Genomic DNA, 16,833 nt, shown 5'->3' with positions numbered 1-16,833 from the left:
TAGTTTTGGGGGACGGAGGGTCGTTTCGCTGGCAGTCGGTGCGGCGGACGACTAGATTAGCCTCAAACCGAGATTCTCAAACACCAGCAGGGCCTGACCGGGTGGCAGACGCAACAACGACACGCGATCCGTTGAAAAAGGAAGCCATTGAAAGGGCAAGCCGGCCCGAAAGGCCGGCGCGGCCGTTCATCCATCTGCGCGTGCATTCCGCGTACTCGCTGCTCGAAGGCGCCTTGCAGGTCGCCGCCGTTGTCGGTCATGCTGTCAAGGACGAGTGCCCGGCGATCGCCGTCACCGACACCAACAATCTGTTCGGTGCACTGGAATTCGCCCAGAAGGCGGTGAAGGAAGGCATCCAGCCGATCATCGGCTGCCAGATCGATCTCGCCTTTTCCGGCGAGACCAGCGACGCGCAGCGCGACCGCCGCCGTCATGGGCCGGAGATGCACCCCGTGGTCCTGCTCTCCGCCACCGAGGCCGGCTACGGCAATCTGGTGAGGCTGGTCAGCCAGGTCTATCTGGAGACGCCACCGGGCGAACCGGTGCACCTGACGTCAGCAATGCTGGAGGGCCATAGCGACGGCCTGATCTGCCTCACTGGCGGGCCGCGCGGGCCGATCGGCCGGGCGCTGAAGGAAGATCGCCGCGACCTCGCCGAAGCGAGACTGCTGGCGCTCAAGACGCTGTTTGGCGACCGGCTCTATGTCGAGCTGGACCGGGTTTCCGGCTATGACCGCGCCATCGAGAAATCGACGGTCGATCTTGCCTATACCCATGACCTGCCGCTTGTCGCCACCAATGAGGCGTTCTTCTCCGCCCGCGACGACTATGACGCACATGACGCGCTGATCGCCATTGCCGAAGGCTCGGTCGTTGCCGCCGACAACCGCCGCCGCCTGTCGCCGGACAATTTCCTGCGCAGTCAGGCAGATATGGCACGGCTGTTCGCCGACCTGCCGGAAGCGATCGACAACACCGTCGAGATCGCGCTGCGCTGCTCCTATTATCCCAAGAACCGCAACCCGATCCTGCCGCGTTTTACCGGCGGCGATGTCGCCGACAATGAGGTGGCGCTGAAGGCCGAGGCCGACGAACTGCGCCGCCAGGCCCATGAAGGGCTCGACGCACGGCTGGCGGCGCATGGACCCACTGCCGGTTATACGGTCGAGCAGTATCGCGAGCGGCTCGATTTCGAGCTTTCCATCATCGAGAAGATGAAATTCCCCGGCTACTTCCTGATCGTCGCCGACTTCATCAAATGGGCGAAGGCGCAAGGCATTCCGGTCGGGCCGGGCCGCGGTTCAGGCGCCGGATCGCTGGTTGCCTATTCCACCACCATCACCGACATCGACCCGCTGCGCTTCTCCTTGCTGTTCGAGCGCTTCCTCAACCCCGACCGCGTGTCGATGCCCGACTTCGACATCGATTTCTGTCAGGACCGGCGCGAAGAGGTCATCCGCTACGTCCAGCAGAAATACGGCCGCGACCAGGTCGGGCAGATCATCACCTTCGGTACGCTGCAGGCGCGCGCGGTGCTGCGCGACGTCGGTCGTGTGCTGCAGATGCCTTACGGCCAGGTCGACAAGTTGTCCAAGATGGTGCCGCAGAACCCGGCCAATCCGGTCAAGCTGGCGGACGCCATCGCCAACGAGCCGCGCTTTGCCGAGGAGGCCGAGAAGGAGCCGATCGTGCAGACGCTGCTCGATATGGCGCAGAAACTGGAAGGCCTCTACCGCCACGCCTCGACGCATGCCGCCGGCATCGTCATCGGCGACCGGCCGTTGTCGGAACTGGTGCCGATGTACCGCGATCCGCGCTCCGACATGCCGGTCACCCAGTTCAACATGAAATATGTCGAGCAGGCCGGGCTGGTGAAGTTCGACTTCCTCGGCCTGAAGACGCTCACGGTGCTGGAGACGGCGGTGAAGCTGATCCGCCGCCGTGGCATCGAGATCGACCTGGCGACGATCCCGCTCGACGATCCCGACACCTACGCCATGCTGTCGCGCGGCGAAGTGGTCGGCGTGTTCCAAGTGGAAAGTGCCGGCATGCGCAAGGCGCTGATCGGCATGCGGCCCGACTGCATCGAGGACATTATCGCGTTGGTGGCGCTCTACCGTCCCGGTCCGATGGAGAACATCCCAACCTACAACGCCAGAAAGCATGGCGAAGAGGAGATGGCCTCGATCCACCCCAAGATCGACCATCTGGTGAAGGAGACGCAAGGCGTCATCGTCTATCAGGAACAGGTGATGCAGATCGCGCAGGAGCTGTCGGGCTATTCGCTTGGCGAAGCCGACCTTCTGCGTCGCGCCATGGGCAAGAAGATCCGCGCCGAGATGGACAAGCAGCGCGAGCGCTTCGTCTCGGGCGCTGTCGAGCGCGGTGTCGGCAAGCCGCAGGCCGACTTCATCTTCGATCTTTTGGCCAAGTTCGCCGACTACGGCTTCAACAAGTCGCACGCCGCGGCCTACGCCGTGGTTTCCTACCAGACGGCCTATCTCAAGGCGCATTACCCGGTCGAATTCTTGGCGGCGTCGATGACGCTCGACATGGGCAACACCGACAAGCTCGCCGATTTCCGTCAGGATGCGCTGCGCCTCGGCATCGAGGTGGTGGCCCCGTCGGTGATGACCAGCTTCCGCAATTTCGAGGTCGGCGAGAACCGCATCTATTATTCGCTGGCGGCGCTGAAAGGGGTTGGCGACGCGGCGGTCGAGCATATCGTCGCGATGCGCGGCGAAAAGCCGTTCAAGAACCTCGCCGATTTCTGCGAGCGGGTCGACCCGAAGATCGTCGGCAAGCGTGTCTTCGAAAGCCTGATCATGGCCGGCGCACTCGATTGCTTCGGTCATGACCGGGCCCAGATGATGGCCGGCGTCGAGCGGATGATGGGGTTGGCCTCGCTGGCGCAGCAAAATGCCATTTCGGGCCAGCACGACATTTTCGGCGCGTCGCTAGGTGCACAGCAGCAGGCGCTCAATTTGCCGCCGACCGATCCATGGCTTGCAGCGGACCGGCTGCACCGCGAATTCCAGGTGGTGGGCTTCTATCTCTCGGCGCATCCGCTCGACGAGTACAAGGCTGCTTTGCAGAAAATGCGGGTGCAGAACTGGGGCGAGTTCTCGGCCGCGGTCAAACGCGGTGCCGCCGCCGGGCGGCTGGCCGGCACGGTCACCACCAAGCAGGAGCGCAAGACCCGCACCGGCAACAAGATGGGCGTCATCGCCTTTTCCGACACGTCGGGCCAGTATGAAGCCGTGCTGTTTTCAGAGGGGCTGGCGCAATATCGCGATCTGCTCGAGCCCGGCCGTTCGGTGGTGATCACCGTTTCGGCGGAGGACCGGCCGGAAGGCGTCAATCTGCGCATCCAGACGGTGCAGTCGCTGGAGGACGAGGCAAGCCGCATCCAGAAGGCGCTGCGCATTTTCGTGCGCGATGCGGCCCCGATCGGTATGCTGGCCAGCCAGCTGTCGGTGAAGGGGGAGGGCCAGGTCAGCTTCGTGCTGATCAAGGAGGCCGGTCAGGGCGAGGTCGAGATCGAATTGCCCAACCGCTACCGCATCTCGCCGCAGATCGCCTCTGCGATGCGCGCTGTGCCGGGTGTTGTCGAGGTCGAGCTGGTCTAGGCCCTACGCGCAATTCAGGACTGAAAACCGTTAGGCAATTTCTCTGGAATTGCCTAAGCGCGCGAGACGACTGGTCACGTCGGCATATCTGGGCATGGTGGTCGACGAGCTATAGATTTCGCGGCGATCCAGACCGAGATAGCTGTCCGGCGGGCCAATGATGCGGGGGCTCCTCCTGTGTCGACTGTTATCCCTTGGCTGAACGAGAGCGCACGCTCGGCTTTTGCGTCTCCAGGCTGTTGATGTTTTTGCGAAGCGGAGCATCAAGCGTGAGGTCGTCGTCGGGGACAATGGGTCAAGCGACCAGTCGGTTGAGATTGCCGAGGTGCCTCGGCACGCGCAAACGGCGCCATTTCCCTACTAAAAACGCTTTATTTCCAGGATGATACAAAGACCTTTATGAATTTCCATCCAGCCGAAGATCCCCCTTAGAATGCTACGTTGGTTCTCTTAACCCCTACCAAAGCTGCCAATCTGGCTCAAATAACACCGGCAACAAACGGCGACCTCATAGGGTTTTGTGTGCGGTTAACCAAAGGTTACGCCGCCGCGTTGTAAAATAAAGTACTTGGCTTATGATGGGATAGGGCGTGGGGAGACAATCTTGGCATTGAAACTGGTTATCCAGATTCCCTGCTACAATGAGGCAGCGAGTCTTGGAGCAACTGTTAGGGCGATACCGCGCGAGATCGACGGAATAGATAGCGTCGATATCCTGGTGATCGATGACGGCAGCACCGATGGGACTGCCGAAGTTGCGCGAAGCCTTAACGTCAATCATGTGGTTAGCCACCGGCGCAATCGGGGGCTGGCGGCTGCGTTCCAGACAGGGATAGATGCCAGCCTTCGCGCGGGAGCTGGCATTGTTGTCAATACTGATGCCGACAACCAGTATGATGCGTCGGACATAGAACTGCTTATCGGGCCGATTCTACGCGGCGAGGCGGACATCGTCATCGGCGACCGCCAAGTCGGAACAAATCATCATTTCTCATCAGGCAAGCAGGCTCTGCAGCGCATTGGCACTGGTGTGGTCCGCCATTTGGCGGGGGTAGACATTCCCGATGCTGTCAGCGGATTTCGGGCAATGAGCCGCGAGGCGGCGATGCAGATCAACATCGTTTCGCGCTTTTCCTACACGACAGAAATGTTGATCCTAGCGGGCCAGAAGCGGCTGGCTGTGGTGTCGGTGCCTGTCCGGACCAATGCGCCGATGCGCAAATCGCGACTGTTCAAAAGCGTACCCCACTTTATTTTCAATACCAGCATCACGATCGCGCGAGCCTATGCGCTTTACAATCCGCTTAACACATTTCTGCTCATCGGAAGCTCGATCACTTTGATCGGAGCATTGCCAGTACTACGTTTTCTGTGGCTGTTTCTGGCCGGTGACAGTAGCGGCCATATCCAGTCATTGGTGCTTGGGGGCGTGCTCATCATTATCGGCTTCATCACCTTGCTTTTCGGGATTGTCGCCGATCTCATCGGGCGCAACCGGCAAATGCTCGAAATGACTCTTTTCAAGCTGCGAAAAATCGAAGATCGACTGGATCGAGTCGAGTAATGACGAGTCTGGCCGGCTTTCTTGACGCGAAACCTGAAAGTTCTGTCGGGGTTGGCCGACGGACAATTCTTTTCCTTTTCGGCACGATCGCCGCGCTTCAACTGGCGACGGCACTCTTTCGCGAAGTGAACTGGGATGAATTCCATTTCCTGTCGCTGGTGTTCGAGTACAGGCGGGCTTCGCTTAGCCTTGCCCTGCAGACATTTCACGTCCATCTATTTTCATGGCTGGCGCTGCTGCAGACCGACGAGATACGTATGGTCGTTGTGGCGCGTTGCCTTATGTGGCTTCTCCAACTGGCGACGCTCTGGTTCCTTCTGAAAACAACTGAGAGCCTCCTTTCCGCCCGCGGGGCTTTGTGGGCGACGTTACTATACGCCACACTGGCCTTCGTGATGCGGCACGGGACGAGCTTCCGCGCCGACCCGATCATCACCGCACTTCTAATGGGTGCACTCTTCGGACTGACTCGCGACCGCCTGCCCCTCGCAGTGCTGACCCTTTCTGCGCTGGCAGTAACGCTTGCGGGATTGATCTCGATAAAATCGGTCTTCTATCTTCCTATCATCACAATGGTCGCAGTGCTGCGGCTGGCGCGTACCCACGACAAGATGTTGCTCCGCAACATGGTCATCGCGCTCTCCATAGCTGTCGTGGCATTCGCAGGTTTGTTTCTTTGGCACGCAGCGAGCTTGGCGCATAGCGGGCCTCCGGCCAGAAACACCCTGACCGACGCCTACAACAAGCAACTCGTTGACAACGATCTTTTCCACGGGGCCCGATTTCTGCTGCACTCGCTGGTTTGGAGCGCGCTGCAATGGTCTGTGATCGGCGCTGGAATAGGCTTGGCTATAGCGCGTGTGGTCAAGACAAGAAGTGTGGAAAGGCTCCACGCGTTGACTATACTGAGCTTCATTTCGCCGCTGTTGCTCATTGCCTTCTACCGAAACAGCTTCCCCTATTTCTATGTGTTCATGATGGCACCAGTTGTGTTGGTTGGCGCGTTGACCGCAGACGCGCTACGCTCACTGCCGAAAATTGCAGGGACGCTTCCCGTGATATTCGTTGCCTTGGCGGCAGTCGAGGCGGCTCCAGAATTTCAGCGGGACCAATCGGCCCAGCAGTCGCTGATTTCGGCAGTGCATCAGATCTTTCCGGAACCAGTGCCATATATTGCCCAAGCAGGCGTTATCGTGCGCTATCCCAATGTGGCATTTCTTATGAGTACCTGGGGAATTGAACAGTATCGCAATCGTGGAGAACCGGTGCTCCTACATACGATTAATGAAAAAAAGCCGATCTTCGTCATCGTATCCGGCCCGGCGCTCTCAGCCGCGCTGGAGCCCGACACCCACGCTGCAAGGCCGGACGAGGAATTGCTGCCAGCGGACATAGATGCGTTGAGGGAGAACTATGTTCGGCATTGGGGTCCAATTTGGATTGCTGGAAAGCAGTTGCCTGCGACGGGCGGCACGGAAGCCGCGTTCGCCCTCACCATTCCGGGGCCATATACGATTGCGGCGGATGCGCCGGTCGAGATTGACCGGCAGGTGATCCGTCCGGGCGACGTTGTCGAACTCGCCGGCGGCATACACACCTATCGAGGTGGAATGGTCGCGTTACGTCATGGACGAAACCCGCCAGTTCCCGCGCGCGAGCCGCCAACGGCGATCTTCACCGGATTCTGAACGGAGGATCCCCTAGCCTTGCGCGTCCTGATCTCTACGTCAACTTTTCCCCGCTTTCATGGCGATAACGTCACCCCTTTCATGGCCGATCTGGTTTTCGCACTCGCCGCCAGAGGAATAGAGTTGGACGTGTTGGCCCCGCATTCTCCTGGCAGCAAGAAGATCGAGGACTTCGGCAACGGCGTCACCGTTCATCGCTTTCGCTATGCCTGGCCTGAAAAGGCGGAAAACATCTTCTATGGTGCAGGAGCCCTCGAAAACCTCAAGTCAAACCCATTGAAGGCGATGAAGCTGCCGCTCGTCGCGGTCGCACAAGCCGCTGCTACCTATCGTCTCGCCAAGTCGCGTCGCCATCATCTGATCCATGCACATTGGGTACTCCCGCAAGGTATCACGGCATTGCCTTCCTGCCTCGGTCAAACGGCTCTCGTCGTCACGGCGCATGGAAGCGATGTCCTCGGTTTGCAGGGACGCCTGCCGATGTGGGCGAAGCAGCTTGTCGTGCGGCACGCCTCATTCCTGACAGCTAATTCTGTCGCGACGGCGAATGCCCTTCACACCCTGAGGGCGGACCCAGATCGCATCGAGATCGTTCCAATCGGAGCGTCTCTCCGACCTGCCGAGGCGACGATCCATGTCGGGCGAGATAGGTTCACCAATGATGCCAACCCCCTCTTGCTTTTCGTCGGAAGACTGATCGACTGCAAAGGAGCAGACGATGCGGTTGCGGCTCTCGCATTGCTGCAAGACCGTCTACCCCGAGCAAAGCTTGTTGTCGTGGGCGATGGTCCGGAACGGCAAGCGCTGGAGGCAAAGGCGGCGTCCCTCAGGATCAGCGACCGCATATTGTTTACCGGCTGGCTGCAACCGGCGAACGTTGCCTATTGGATGCGCAAGGGCGATGTGCTGATCATTCCCTCTCGCCGTGCGGCGGATGGAACAATGGAAGCACAGGGCGTCGTGCCGCTCGAAGCAATGCTTCACGACCTGCCTGTGATTGCTTCGCGGTGTGGTGGTCTTGTCGACATCATACGACATGAGGAGACAGGGCTTCTGGTTGCCGAGCGATCTCCAAGAGAAATCGCGGAAGCGGTGGACAGGATCGTCACCAACAAGGATTTCGCGACACGCCTCACTGCCCGTGCCAAGGAATGGGTTTTGTCGAAGGGCACTGTGGCCAGGACGGCCGAACGATTCCACGAGATTTATCAGCGGGTTTTATCGACTTTGGGCAAACGGATGGAAAAACGTCGGAGTTGATTATGTCATTGCGGGGATGGGCAAGAAGGAGTTGGCTAGCGGGGCCGCTGGTTCGGCGGGCATATTTTGCGCTGGTCGCGCTGAAATTTCGGAATTCTGCTGATTATTGGGAAAGGCGCTATAGCGGTGGCGGCACATCAGGTGCCGGTTCAATCAACCATCTCGCGCGGTTCAAAGCCGATTTTCTAAACCGCTTTGTAGCAAATCACGAAATTCGCTCGGTGGTTGAGTTCGGCTGCGGCGACGGAACGCAACTGGCCCTGGCAGTATATCCTAACTATCTAGGGCTCGATACTGCACCTTCAGCCGTCGCATTATGTCGGAAGCGGTTTGCAGGTGATCCAACGAAACAATTCGAACTTGTCGATCACGATCCCGGTCAGCGCGATCTCGCACTGTCACTGGATGTAATATACCATTTAGTGGAAGACGACGTGTTCGACACCTACATGCGCCACCTGTTTTCCGCCTCCGATCGTTTTGTTATTTTGTATTCCAGCAATTCAGCCGAATCGACACCGGAACCGCACATCAGGCATCGCGTATTTACCGACTGGATCGAGGCCAATCGACCGGAATGGAAACTTTATTCGGTGACGCCGAACGCTTATCGGCTCAATCCGCGCGATCCTGGCAATACATCCTTTGCCGATTTCTATGTGTACAGCCGATCCTAGCCAGACGGCCGCTTCAGTCGCCTCGTTCCTACAATGAAAATTGCGAGCAAAAGTAAGCCGAGCACTACGGCGATCCGATTGGTTCCGGCAATCACGAAGCCTGCGGCGGAATCGATATTGGCAAGAGGCGACAGCAACGCAGTTGTCGCCTCAGTGACGCCCAAGCCTGCCGGAATGAAAGATGTGATTGTTCCGATGACCGAGGCGATTGAAAAGATTGAAGCCTGATTGAAGCCCAAGCCGATTCCGAGCGCCTTTGCGGCCAGAGAGAGCCGGAAGGCTTCGAGGACCAGTCCAGCAAATTTGAGCATCAATGCGGAAACAACTAGTCTCCAGCCGATGCGGAGGCGGGCGAAGAAGATAATGCTGGCCCCAATGAACAATGAGCCGCACGCGACAAAGCCCGCGCCAATTTTGATATGGCCAAGCGCAAGAAGGAAAAAACCCGAATAACCAAACGCTGCTCCAAACCATAAGGCCATGAAGACGACGATCAGGCTGCCTCCGAGTTTCAGCCCGATCCCGTAGACTCGCAGCGCCGTAGCACGCGATAGCAGGCCGGCTGGCAAAAAAAGCATGTTGGCGGCACTCGAAAAGACACCTATTTCGAACGCGCTTGCCCAGACAATGTTCTTTCCCCCCATAGCCGCCATGATCTGGAGTTCAATCGCGTTGAGTCCCGCTGTAGCAGGGACTGCGATCAAGACGAGGACGACGAATGGAGTTGCGTTAAGCCGTTCGATTAGGCCGGGCATGCTGTGCAGGGCCAATAGCAGCCCTCCCGCAAAGATCAATATCGCCACTATGAGTCCGAAAATTCGAATGAACGCACGGTGGGAGGAACCCCAGTTGAAAATCCGGTCGCCTAGCGTGGTGGTGAGCCGGAACGCCATCAACCTTGCTTTGGTCGAATTCAAGAGCAGTCGCCCCGCACCGCCACGACGTGATGACTGCGCGCATGATCGGACGGGGACTGGTCCGCGAGTCGGGTCACCTGAAAACCGGCTTCCATCAGTGCTTTCGTGGCGCGCCTCACCCCCTCTGGCGCGAAATCATGCATCTCGCAAATCACGACCGGATATGTTTCCAGCGTCTTCACTGCGCCCAGCAGAGCATCGGCCTCGCCTCCTTCGATATCTATTTTTATCACATCCGGGCGCGGATAACCTTCGGCTACGAGGCTGTCGATCGATCTAACCTGCACACTCACGGGATCAATGGCTTTCTCCCCGGCTACGATCAACTTCCCCGACATGGCGCCGCCCCTAACGTCGAAAATCCTTGTTTCGTCCGTAGCACCTATCGCAAATTCGTGGAGCGATACATTCGGAACGCCGTTCTCGAGGGTCCGGCGGAAATACTTTAGGTTTATTTCGCCGGGCTCGAACGCAAGCACCCGACCCGCTGGGCCTACGATTTCAGACGCTATCAGCGAATGCAGACCGATATTGGCGCCAATGTCGTAGAAAACCGCCCCCGGTTCCAGATAGCGATGGAGCAGGGCGATGACTTCTGGCTCGTGATTTCTTGGATTGGTTGCGTTCCAGTGCAGCATCGGGTTGAAGAAGAGATCATACCCGTTTGGCAGCTTGACTTGATCGATGCTTCCCTTGGACGCCCGCTGCAAAACCTTGCCGATTCCGAGTTTATCCAGCAAAAAGCGCCTACCAGCGTGGGGTATTATATTTCCGAGAGCATTTATCAGATGAAATGCATGCTTAATAGTATTCATCGAGACCCCCGGAAAAACTTCCTCACGCCTATTCAGGCTGGAAACCGGCAGCGAGGCATTGGCGCTATCAGATTAAGCGGCATTACCTTTATTTTAGTGAACGCTGAGACAAAAGTCACCTTTGCTGATGGCAAGGAGAGGACGAGAGCGGCTGTACGATGGCAGGAACGCCCGGCCGAAGGCTGGTTGGCCCGCTCAAGCAGCCATGGTCCGGAATACCCGAAAACGATCCGCGCAGACCAAGACCGAGGAGAATGACAACGGAGCCTATCGACGCTCGGCTGCCAGGGTCCCGTCGGCGCAGGCATTTAGCGAGAACAAAACTTCTAGCTTTGCATCCTTCTGGAACTCCTTCGTTGAATCCGGGTCCATTGCCACACGTCTCGATCCTGGTGGCAGGTCCTCGACGCTGAGTTCATCGTTTAATCTGATCCGCCCGAACTCATCACTACTGCCGTTGCGCTCCCCTCCCCAGCGCAGCGCCGATGTGACGGTGCTCTGGGCCTGGCATCGCGGCCGATAGGGCCAGCGTGCCCCGCATGGTTGAAGTGAAGCTTCTTTGAACCACATGCGTTGAGCACGAACTTCAAAGGAACGCACAATCATGCCCAGCCGCAAACGCATCGAAGCTTTCCTCAAGGAGGTGGTCAAAGGCAGCCATGTCAAGGCGATCGCCGACTTCTACCATGACGATGCAACCATGCAGGAGAATCTCGGCGTCCCGCGGCGCGGCAAGGAAATGCTGATGGCGCGCGAGCAGTCGGTTTTGGACCAACTCCAGAAGATGCACACGCATGCCGTCCAGACTTTCCTGGTCGACGGCGACAACGTCGCCATCCGCTGGACATTCGACAAGACCGACAAGGATGGTGTCGTCCAGCGGCTGGAAGAGGTGGCGCTTCAGCAGTGGCGCGGTGATCGGATCGCCAAGGAGCAGTTCTTCTACGATACGGCGACCGCCTGGGGCGTCGTCGGGCCCGATGGCACGGTGCAACGCTGACGACGTCCCTGGCCACTGGACGGCTTGCGCGCCGGACGCTACGCAATCCGCCACTTGCTCAACATACCTGATGATGGGAACTGACCGGGTGGATCGCTATGACGCCGCCATTTCGGCCGGTTTTGGCGCCTTGCGCTGCAGGTTGAGCAGGTTGCCCATCAGGATCAGCAGGGCGCCGCCGGCGGTAAAAATGTCGATATGCTCGCTGTAGAGCAGCCAGCCGACCAGCGCCGACAGCGGCACGCGCAGGAAATCCATCGGCGAGATGATGGTGGCGTCGGCATAGACGAGCGCGCGGGCCAGGCAGAAATGCGATGACATGCCGGTGAAGGCGATGACGAAAATCCACGGCCAGAGTGCCAGCGAGGGATTGCGCCACTCATAGAGCGCCGGCACGAGGCCGACCGCCGACTGGATGACCAGCATCCAGAAGATGATGCGCACGACGCTGTCGGTGCGCGTCAGAGACTTGACCAGCACCAGCGAAATGCCGAAGCAGACGGCTGCGCCGAGAACCACGAGGTGGCCCGGATCAATGGAACCGACGCCGGGGCGCACGATGACCACCACGCCGACCAGGCCGAGCACGATCGCCGCCAATCTTGGCCGCGACAGTTTTTCGCCAAGGAAGCTGACAGCCAGGATCGCGGTCCAGATCGGTGTGGTGAATTCGATCGAGATCAGCACTGCAAGCGGGATCAGTGTCAGCGCATAGAGCCAGGCCGCCTGGCCGGTATAATGGATGACGTTGCGGGCGATATGAGCCAGCGGTCGCCGCGTGCGCATCGCGGCGAAACCGCCGCTCATCATCACCAGCGGCAACAGGATGAAAAAGCCGATCATCGAGCGCAGTTCGAGCACCTGGAAGACGTTGAGCTCCGCGGTGGTGGCGCGGCCGGCGACCGACATCGCCAGGAACGAGGCGATCGACAGCGCCATCCAGAAGGCGGCTTTAGGGATCGATGGGGAAGGGGCCATAGGCGCTATGTCGCAAGCCGGGACTTCTATCGCAACCGCTAGGCGACGCATTCGACTGGGCCAGACCCGTTGCAAAACAGCCAAGCAGGAAGTGGAACCTGACACGACGGCAGGCGTTGGTTCCCGATATTGGCCAATTCCTGGGCGCATTGTTCTTCAACATCAACGGGGGAGAGATACCAATGAAATCATTCGCGCGATTTCTGCTATCCGGCTGCCTGATAACTGCGAGCGGGGCGGCCCATGCCGACGAGGCGGATTTTCTCAGTTCCCTGCAGGGCAATTTCTCCGGCAAAGGGACAGTCAAGGTCACGACCGAAGCACCGACGGTGAACGTCTCGTGCACTTTCAATTCCGACGCGACGTCGACATCATTGTCGCTTGACGGCAACTGCCGCGGTCTGATCGTGGTGACGCGCGCGATCAGCGCGGATCTGAAGGCCAGCGGAGCGAAATACACCGGCGTCTATGTCGGATCGCGCACCGGGCCCGCGCAACTCGCCGGCAGTCGTTCCGGCAACGCGATCAATCTCGGTATCAGCTGGGCGACGGAGGTCAATGGCGACCGCAAGGCGCGGTTGACGGTCGAGAAAACCAAGGGCGACGGAATGCGGTTGACCGTTACCGACGTCGATCCGAAAACCGGCAAGAGCGTGGTGACGAGTCGCATCGATCTGCAGCGCATCTAAGCCGATTACTCTTCGATCGGCTCCGGCGGGTTGGCGTTGCGGCCCTTGCCGAAGGTGTAGCCGGTTTCCACCGCCTTCTTGCCGAACTTGTCGCGCAGCGTGTCGATGGCGCTTTCGGCCATGGCTCGCTTGCGCGAGCCGACATCGACGAGATCGGGCGGGTCGGCCTTCCCGTCATCCGAGAGATCGCTGACGCCGATGCCGAGCAGCCGGTATTTCGTTCCGTCCGCCTCCTTGCGCAACAGGTCGAGGCCGGTCTGGAAAATACGGTCCGCCAGCCTTGTCGGGTCGCCGAGCTGGCGGTTGCGGGTGCGCAGCTTGAAGTCCTGCGTCTTCAGCTTCAGCACCACGGTGCGCCCGGCGGTGCCTGACTTTTTCAGCCGCGCCGAAACCTTTTCGGACAACCCTCGCAGCACCGGAACCAGCTCGTCCATTTCAGCTATATCAGTGTCGAAAGTGGTTTCGGCCGAGACGCTTTTTGCATCCTGATCGGGGTCGACACGGCGGTCATCCTGGCCGCGCGACAGATAGTAGAGCCGGGTGCCCATCACGCCATAGCGGCGCATCAGATCGGCGCGCTCCATGCGCTGCAGCTGGGCGATGGTGCGGATGCCGTCGCGTTCGAGCGTTGCGGCAAAAGCCTTGCCGACGCCCCAGATCAGCGTCACCGGCTGCTCGGCCAGGAAACCCAGCGCCTCGGCCTCGCCGATTACCGAAAAGCCGCGCGGCTTGCGGAAATCGGAGGCAACCTTGGCCAGGAACTTGCAGTAGGAGAGGCCGGCCGAGACGGTGATGCCGATTTCCTTTTCTACGGTCAGCGCAAAGCGCGCCAGCACCACTGCCGGCGGCATGCCGTGCAGGCGCTCGGTGCCGGCAAGGTCGAGAAACGCCTCGTCGATCGAGAGCGGTTCGACCAGCGGCGTCAGGGCCTGCATCAGCGCGCGCACCTCACGGCCGACGCGGACATATTTTTCCATATTGGGCGGGATGACGACCGCCTCCGGACAGGCTTCGAGCGCCTTGAACATCGGCATTGCCGAGCGCACGCCCTTGATGCGGGCGATGTAGCAGGCCGTGGAGACGACGCCGCGCTTGCCGCCACCGATGATCAGCGGCTTGTCCTTCAGCGCCGGGTTGTCGCGCTTTTCGATCGCCGCATAAAAGGCATCGCAATCGATATGGGCAAGATGCAGCCGGTAGAGTTCGGGATGACGGGCGAGCCGGGGACTGCCGCACCGCTCGCAGCGTCTGGCATCGCTGCGCTGAAGGGTCAGGCAGTCGCGGCAAAAACCGTGCTCGGGATTGTTGACAGGGGCCGCCATCGCTGCGAACATAAAGAGAACAAATGCAATGGTACGTCAGGACGGAAGCCGCCACAAGCGGTTAGCCGGGAGAGAACTCATGAGCACGACCATAGCGCCGCTGAAGCCTGACCTATGGGCGGATTTCGAGGATCTTTTCGGCAAGCAGGGCGCCTGTTACGGCTGCTGGTGCACCTATTTCAGACAGGCGCCGGCGGCGCGGCGCGCCAGCGACAAGCAGCGCAACAAGGATCTTATCAAGGCGCGCATCGAGGCCGGGCCGCCGCCGGGGCTTTTGGCTTTCGAGAACGGCGTAGCAGTCGGCTGGATGCAGATCGGGCCGCGCGCCGACGTGCCCGAATGGAACAATCGGGGCAGAGGCTCGGCGCCGGTCGATCCGTCCGACGCCGCCGATCCGGGCGTCTGGGCGATCTCCTGCTTCTTCATCCGCGCCACTGCGCGCGGCAGGGGCATCAGCCATCGCCTGGTCGAGGGCGGCATCGCCTTTGCCCGCCAGAACAGAGCGCGGCTGGTCGAGGCCTGTCCGATCGATGTGTCGCGCGATTCGCGTTCGATCGGGCTGTTCGTCGGCTCGTCGCGTGTGTTCGAAAAGGCCGGCTTCGAGCGGCTTGTCGAACGCAAGGCCGGCCGGCCGCTGATGCGGCTGGTGCTGTAGCCAGCAATGCATGGTCTCGTCTTGCGGCTGTGATGCTATTTGCCTACCAGTGGTAGAAACGGTTTTGACAGCCGCAGTAGAGTGGAGGATCGATATGAAGCGCGTTTTGCCATTTGTTTTGCTTCTTGCCTGCAGCGCACCGGCGTTTGGCCAGACGGTCGACAGCGAGGGCGCCAAGCAACTTACCGACAATCTGGCGCACTATTTCGGCAAAAAACTGTTCGATATTGGATTTGTGAAAATCTCGGTCGATGGCGATGCCTACAAGCTGGCGTTCGATTTCAAGCCGCTCGTGGGTCTTCTGAGCAAACAGGATGGACTGAAGCTCGATCTCACGCCTTATGCGCTGTTGACCAAGCCACGCAGCGATGGCGCGTGGGATGTTTCAGGCAATCTGGCACCGGAAGGGTCGATGGAGTTCGACGGGCCTCAGGGTCCGCAAAGCATGAAGATGTCGATCAAGGGCGGCAAGTTCGTCGGTATCTATGATCCCGAGTTGGCGGCTTTCAGCAGCGCGACTTCATCGCTGGAAGGCATGACGATGACGTCGCAAGATGCCAGGCAGCGCACTGATATGAGTACCGGCGCCGGCACGGCCACAATAAGCGCCGCCAAGGGTGCGAATGGTGGTGTCGATTTCAACATGGTTCAGACTATCGCCGATTTTGCAGAGTCGGTCACGACCGACAATCCTAGCAACGGTCAGAAACTCCTGCTGACGTTCAAGTCGCCGTCCTTGTCCGTGGATGCAAAAGGCAAAGGGCTGCGCACGAAGCCTCTTCTGGACTTGTTGGCCTTCGCCGTAGCCAATGAGGATGAGGCAAAACTGAAGGCCAACCAGGCCGAACTCAAGTCGCGTCTCCTGTCCGCGCTGCCATTATGGGAGCGGGTCGATGGAACTTACAGTTTCAAGGACATTAGCGTCGGCAGCCCGGTCGGCAGTTTCGGCGCGGCCAAAGTAGGCGTCGCCTTCGGCATGGACGGCGTCGCCCGCAACGGAACTCTCAGCTATGGGATCAAGGCGGCGGGGTTGAGCATACCGCAACACCTTGTTCCGGACTGGAGCGTGGCGCTGCTGCCCACGGATGTTGACCTCAACTTCGGTGGCGCCAACATTGATCTCGACACCATGGCCAAGAAGGCGATCGAAGCCTTCGATCTCAACCAGAACCCGCCGCTGTCGGAGGAATTTGGCGAAGGCTTGAAGGCTGGTTTCCTGGCCAATGGGCCGAAAGTCGTCATCGGCCACAGCACAGTCAAGAATGGCGCCGTGGAAATCGCGCTGGAAGGCGACATGACTTTTCCCGATGGCGAGAAGCCCGATGCCAACGTGACCATCGACGTCACCGGCTACGACAAGATCGTGGCAAGCCTGCAGGAGGCGGCCAAGACCGACCCGCAAGCCTCGCAGGCATTTACCGGCGCGCTGGCCATCAAGGGGTTTGCCAAGACGCTGCCGGACGGCCGTATCGAATGGGTGATCAACGCCAGGCATGATGGGTCGGTGACGGTCAACGGCGCCATGCTGAAGGGCCCCGATCCGGTCGTGGAAGACGGTCAGGATGCTAGCCCCGGCGAGGGCAATAGCGGCGGGGCTGGGGCGAAGCTGCAGCCCTGATCGCCAGCTTGTAGCGCTTGG

14 protein-coding genes are annotated in these 16,833 nt (G+C 59.7%); 9 read left to right on the top strand and 5 right to left on the bottom strand.

The annotated features are described in order from the left end of the window. Positions 1–131: 131 nt before the first annotated feature. From dnaE to AC1D1L_RS12705, 5 genes are all read left to right on the top strand, one after another. Entirely contained in the window at positions 132–3,629 is a 3,498-nt protein-coding gene (dnaE, locus tag AC1D1L_RS12725; RefSeq protein ID WP_477342171.1) for a DNA polymerase III subunit alpha, read from the top strand. A 604-nt stretch (positions 3,630–4,233) separates the two neighbouring features. Continuing rightward, positions 4,234–5,193 carry a glycosyltransferase family 2 protein gene (locus tag AC1D1L_RS12720; RefSeq protein ID WP_477341709.1) on the top strand — a complete coding sequence of 320 codons (960 nt, stop codon included), beginning with the start codon at positions 4,234–4,236 and terminating at the stop codon, positions 5,191–5,193. Further along, the gene (locus tag AC1D1L_RS12715; RefSeq protein ID WP_477341707.1) at positions 5,193–6,881 is read left to right on the top strand and encodes an ArnT family glycosyltransferase; all 1,689 of its coding nucleotides are present in this window, start codon (positions 5,193–5,195) and stop codon (positions 6,879–6,881) included. Before AC1D1L_RS12720 ends, AC1D1L_RS12715 begins: the two co-directional genes overlap by 1 nt. 18 nt (positions 6,882–6,899) lie before the next feature. Then, the gene (locus AC1D1L_RS12710; RefSeq protein ID WP_477341705.1) at positions 6,900–8,141 is read left to right on the top strand and encodes a glycosyltransferase; all 1,242 of its coding nucleotides are present in this window, start codon (positions 6,900–6,902) and stop codon (positions 8,139–8,141) included. Positions 8,142–8,143: 2 nt separating this feature from the next. Next, a complete protein-coding gene (locus AC1D1L_RS12705; protein WP_477341703.1) occupies positions 8,144–8,818 on the top strand; it encodes a class I SAM-dependent methyltransferase in 675 nt (224 codons plus the stop codon). Here AC1D1L_RS12705 and AC1D1L_RS12700 read toward each other — a convergent pair. The 3 genes from AC1D1L_RS12700 to AC1D1L_RS12690 all read right to left on the bottom strand — a co-directional run bounded on the left by AC1D1L_RS12700 (position 8,815) and on the right by AC1D1L_RS12690 (position 11,174). Then, entirely contained in the window at positions 8,815–9,735 is a 921-nt protein-coding gene (locus AC1D1L_RS12700) for a hypothetical protein (protein ID WP_477341701.1), read from the bottom strand. The genes AC1D1L_RS12705 and AC1D1L_RS12700 overlap by 4 nt on opposite strands. Further along, positions 9,732–10,475: an FkbM family methyltransferase gene (locus AC1D1L_RS12695; RefSeq protein WP_477341699.1), complete on the bottom strand. Its 744-nt coding sequence runs from the start codon at positions 10,473–10,475 to the stop codon at positions 9,732–9,734. The genes AC1D1L_RS12700 and AC1D1L_RS12695 overlap by 4 nt, the downstream gene beginning before the upstream one ends. A 342-nt stretch (positions 10,476–10,817) precedes the next feature. Beyond that, positions 10,818–11,174, bottom strand: a complete 357-nt coding sequence (locus tag AC1D1L_RS12690) for a hypothetical protein (protein ID WP_477341697.1) — start codon at positions 11,172–11,174, stop codon at positions 10,818–10,820. Here AC1D1L_RS12690 and AC1D1L_RS12685 point away from each other — a divergent pair. Continuing rightward, entirely contained in the window at positions 11,155–11,550 is a 396-nt protein-coding gene (locus AC1D1L_RS12685; protein WP_477341695.1) for a nuclear transport factor 2 family protein, read from the top strand. The genes AC1D1L_RS12690 and AC1D1L_RS12685 overlap by 20 nt on opposite strands. 96 nt (positions 11,551–11,646) lie before the next feature. Here AC1D1L_RS12685 and AC1D1L_RS12680 read toward each other — a convergent pair whose 3' ends face one another. Next, positions 11,647–12,528 carry a DMT family transporter gene (locus tag AC1D1L_RS12680; protein WP_477341693.1) on the bottom strand — a complete coding sequence of 294 codons (882 nt, stop codon included), beginning with the start codon at positions 12,526–12,528 and terminating at the stop codon, positions 11,647–11,649. 182 nt (positions 12,529–12,710) lie between these two features. Between AC1D1L_RS12680 and AC1D1L_RS12675 the strand changes: the two genes are divergently transcribed. Further along, positions 12,711–13,217, top strand: coding sequence for a hypothetical protein (locus AC1D1L_RS12675; protein WP_477341691.1), 507 nt, complete (start codon positions 12,711–12,713; stop codon positions 13,215–13,217). A 5-nt stretch (positions 13,218–13,222) separates the two neighbouring features. Here AC1D1L_RS12675 and AC1D1L_RS12670 read toward each other — a convergent pair whose 3' ends face one another. Beyond that, on the bottom strand, positions 13,223–14,551 hold the full coding sequence (locus AC1D1L_RS12670) for a DNA polymerase IV (protein ID WP_477341689.1): 1,329 nt from the start codon (positions 14,549–14,551) through the stop codon (positions 13,223–13,225). A 67-nt stretch (positions 14,552–14,618) separates the two neighbouring features. On the opposite strand from AC1D1L_RS12670, the gene AC1D1L_RS12665 reads away from it, so the two are divergent. After that, positions 14,619–15,194 (top strand): GNAT family N-acetyltransferase, encoded by a 576-nt coding sequence (locus tag AC1D1L_RS12665; protein ID WP_477341687.1) that lies wholly within the window; start codon positions 14,619–14,621, stop codon positions 15,192–15,194. A 10-nt stretch (positions 15,195–15,204) separates the two neighbouring features. Further along, on the top strand, positions 15,205–16,812 hold the full coding sequence (locus AC1D1L_RS12660; protein WP_477341685.1) for a hypothetical protein: 1,608 nt from the start codon (positions 15,205–15,207) through the stop codon (positions 16,810–16,812). Positions 16,813–16,833: the final 21 nt, after the last annotated feature.

The organism is Mesorhizobium sp. P2_D6, from assembly GCF_056404315.1.
This window is presented reverse-complemented; position numbering and strand designations above follow the sequence as displayed.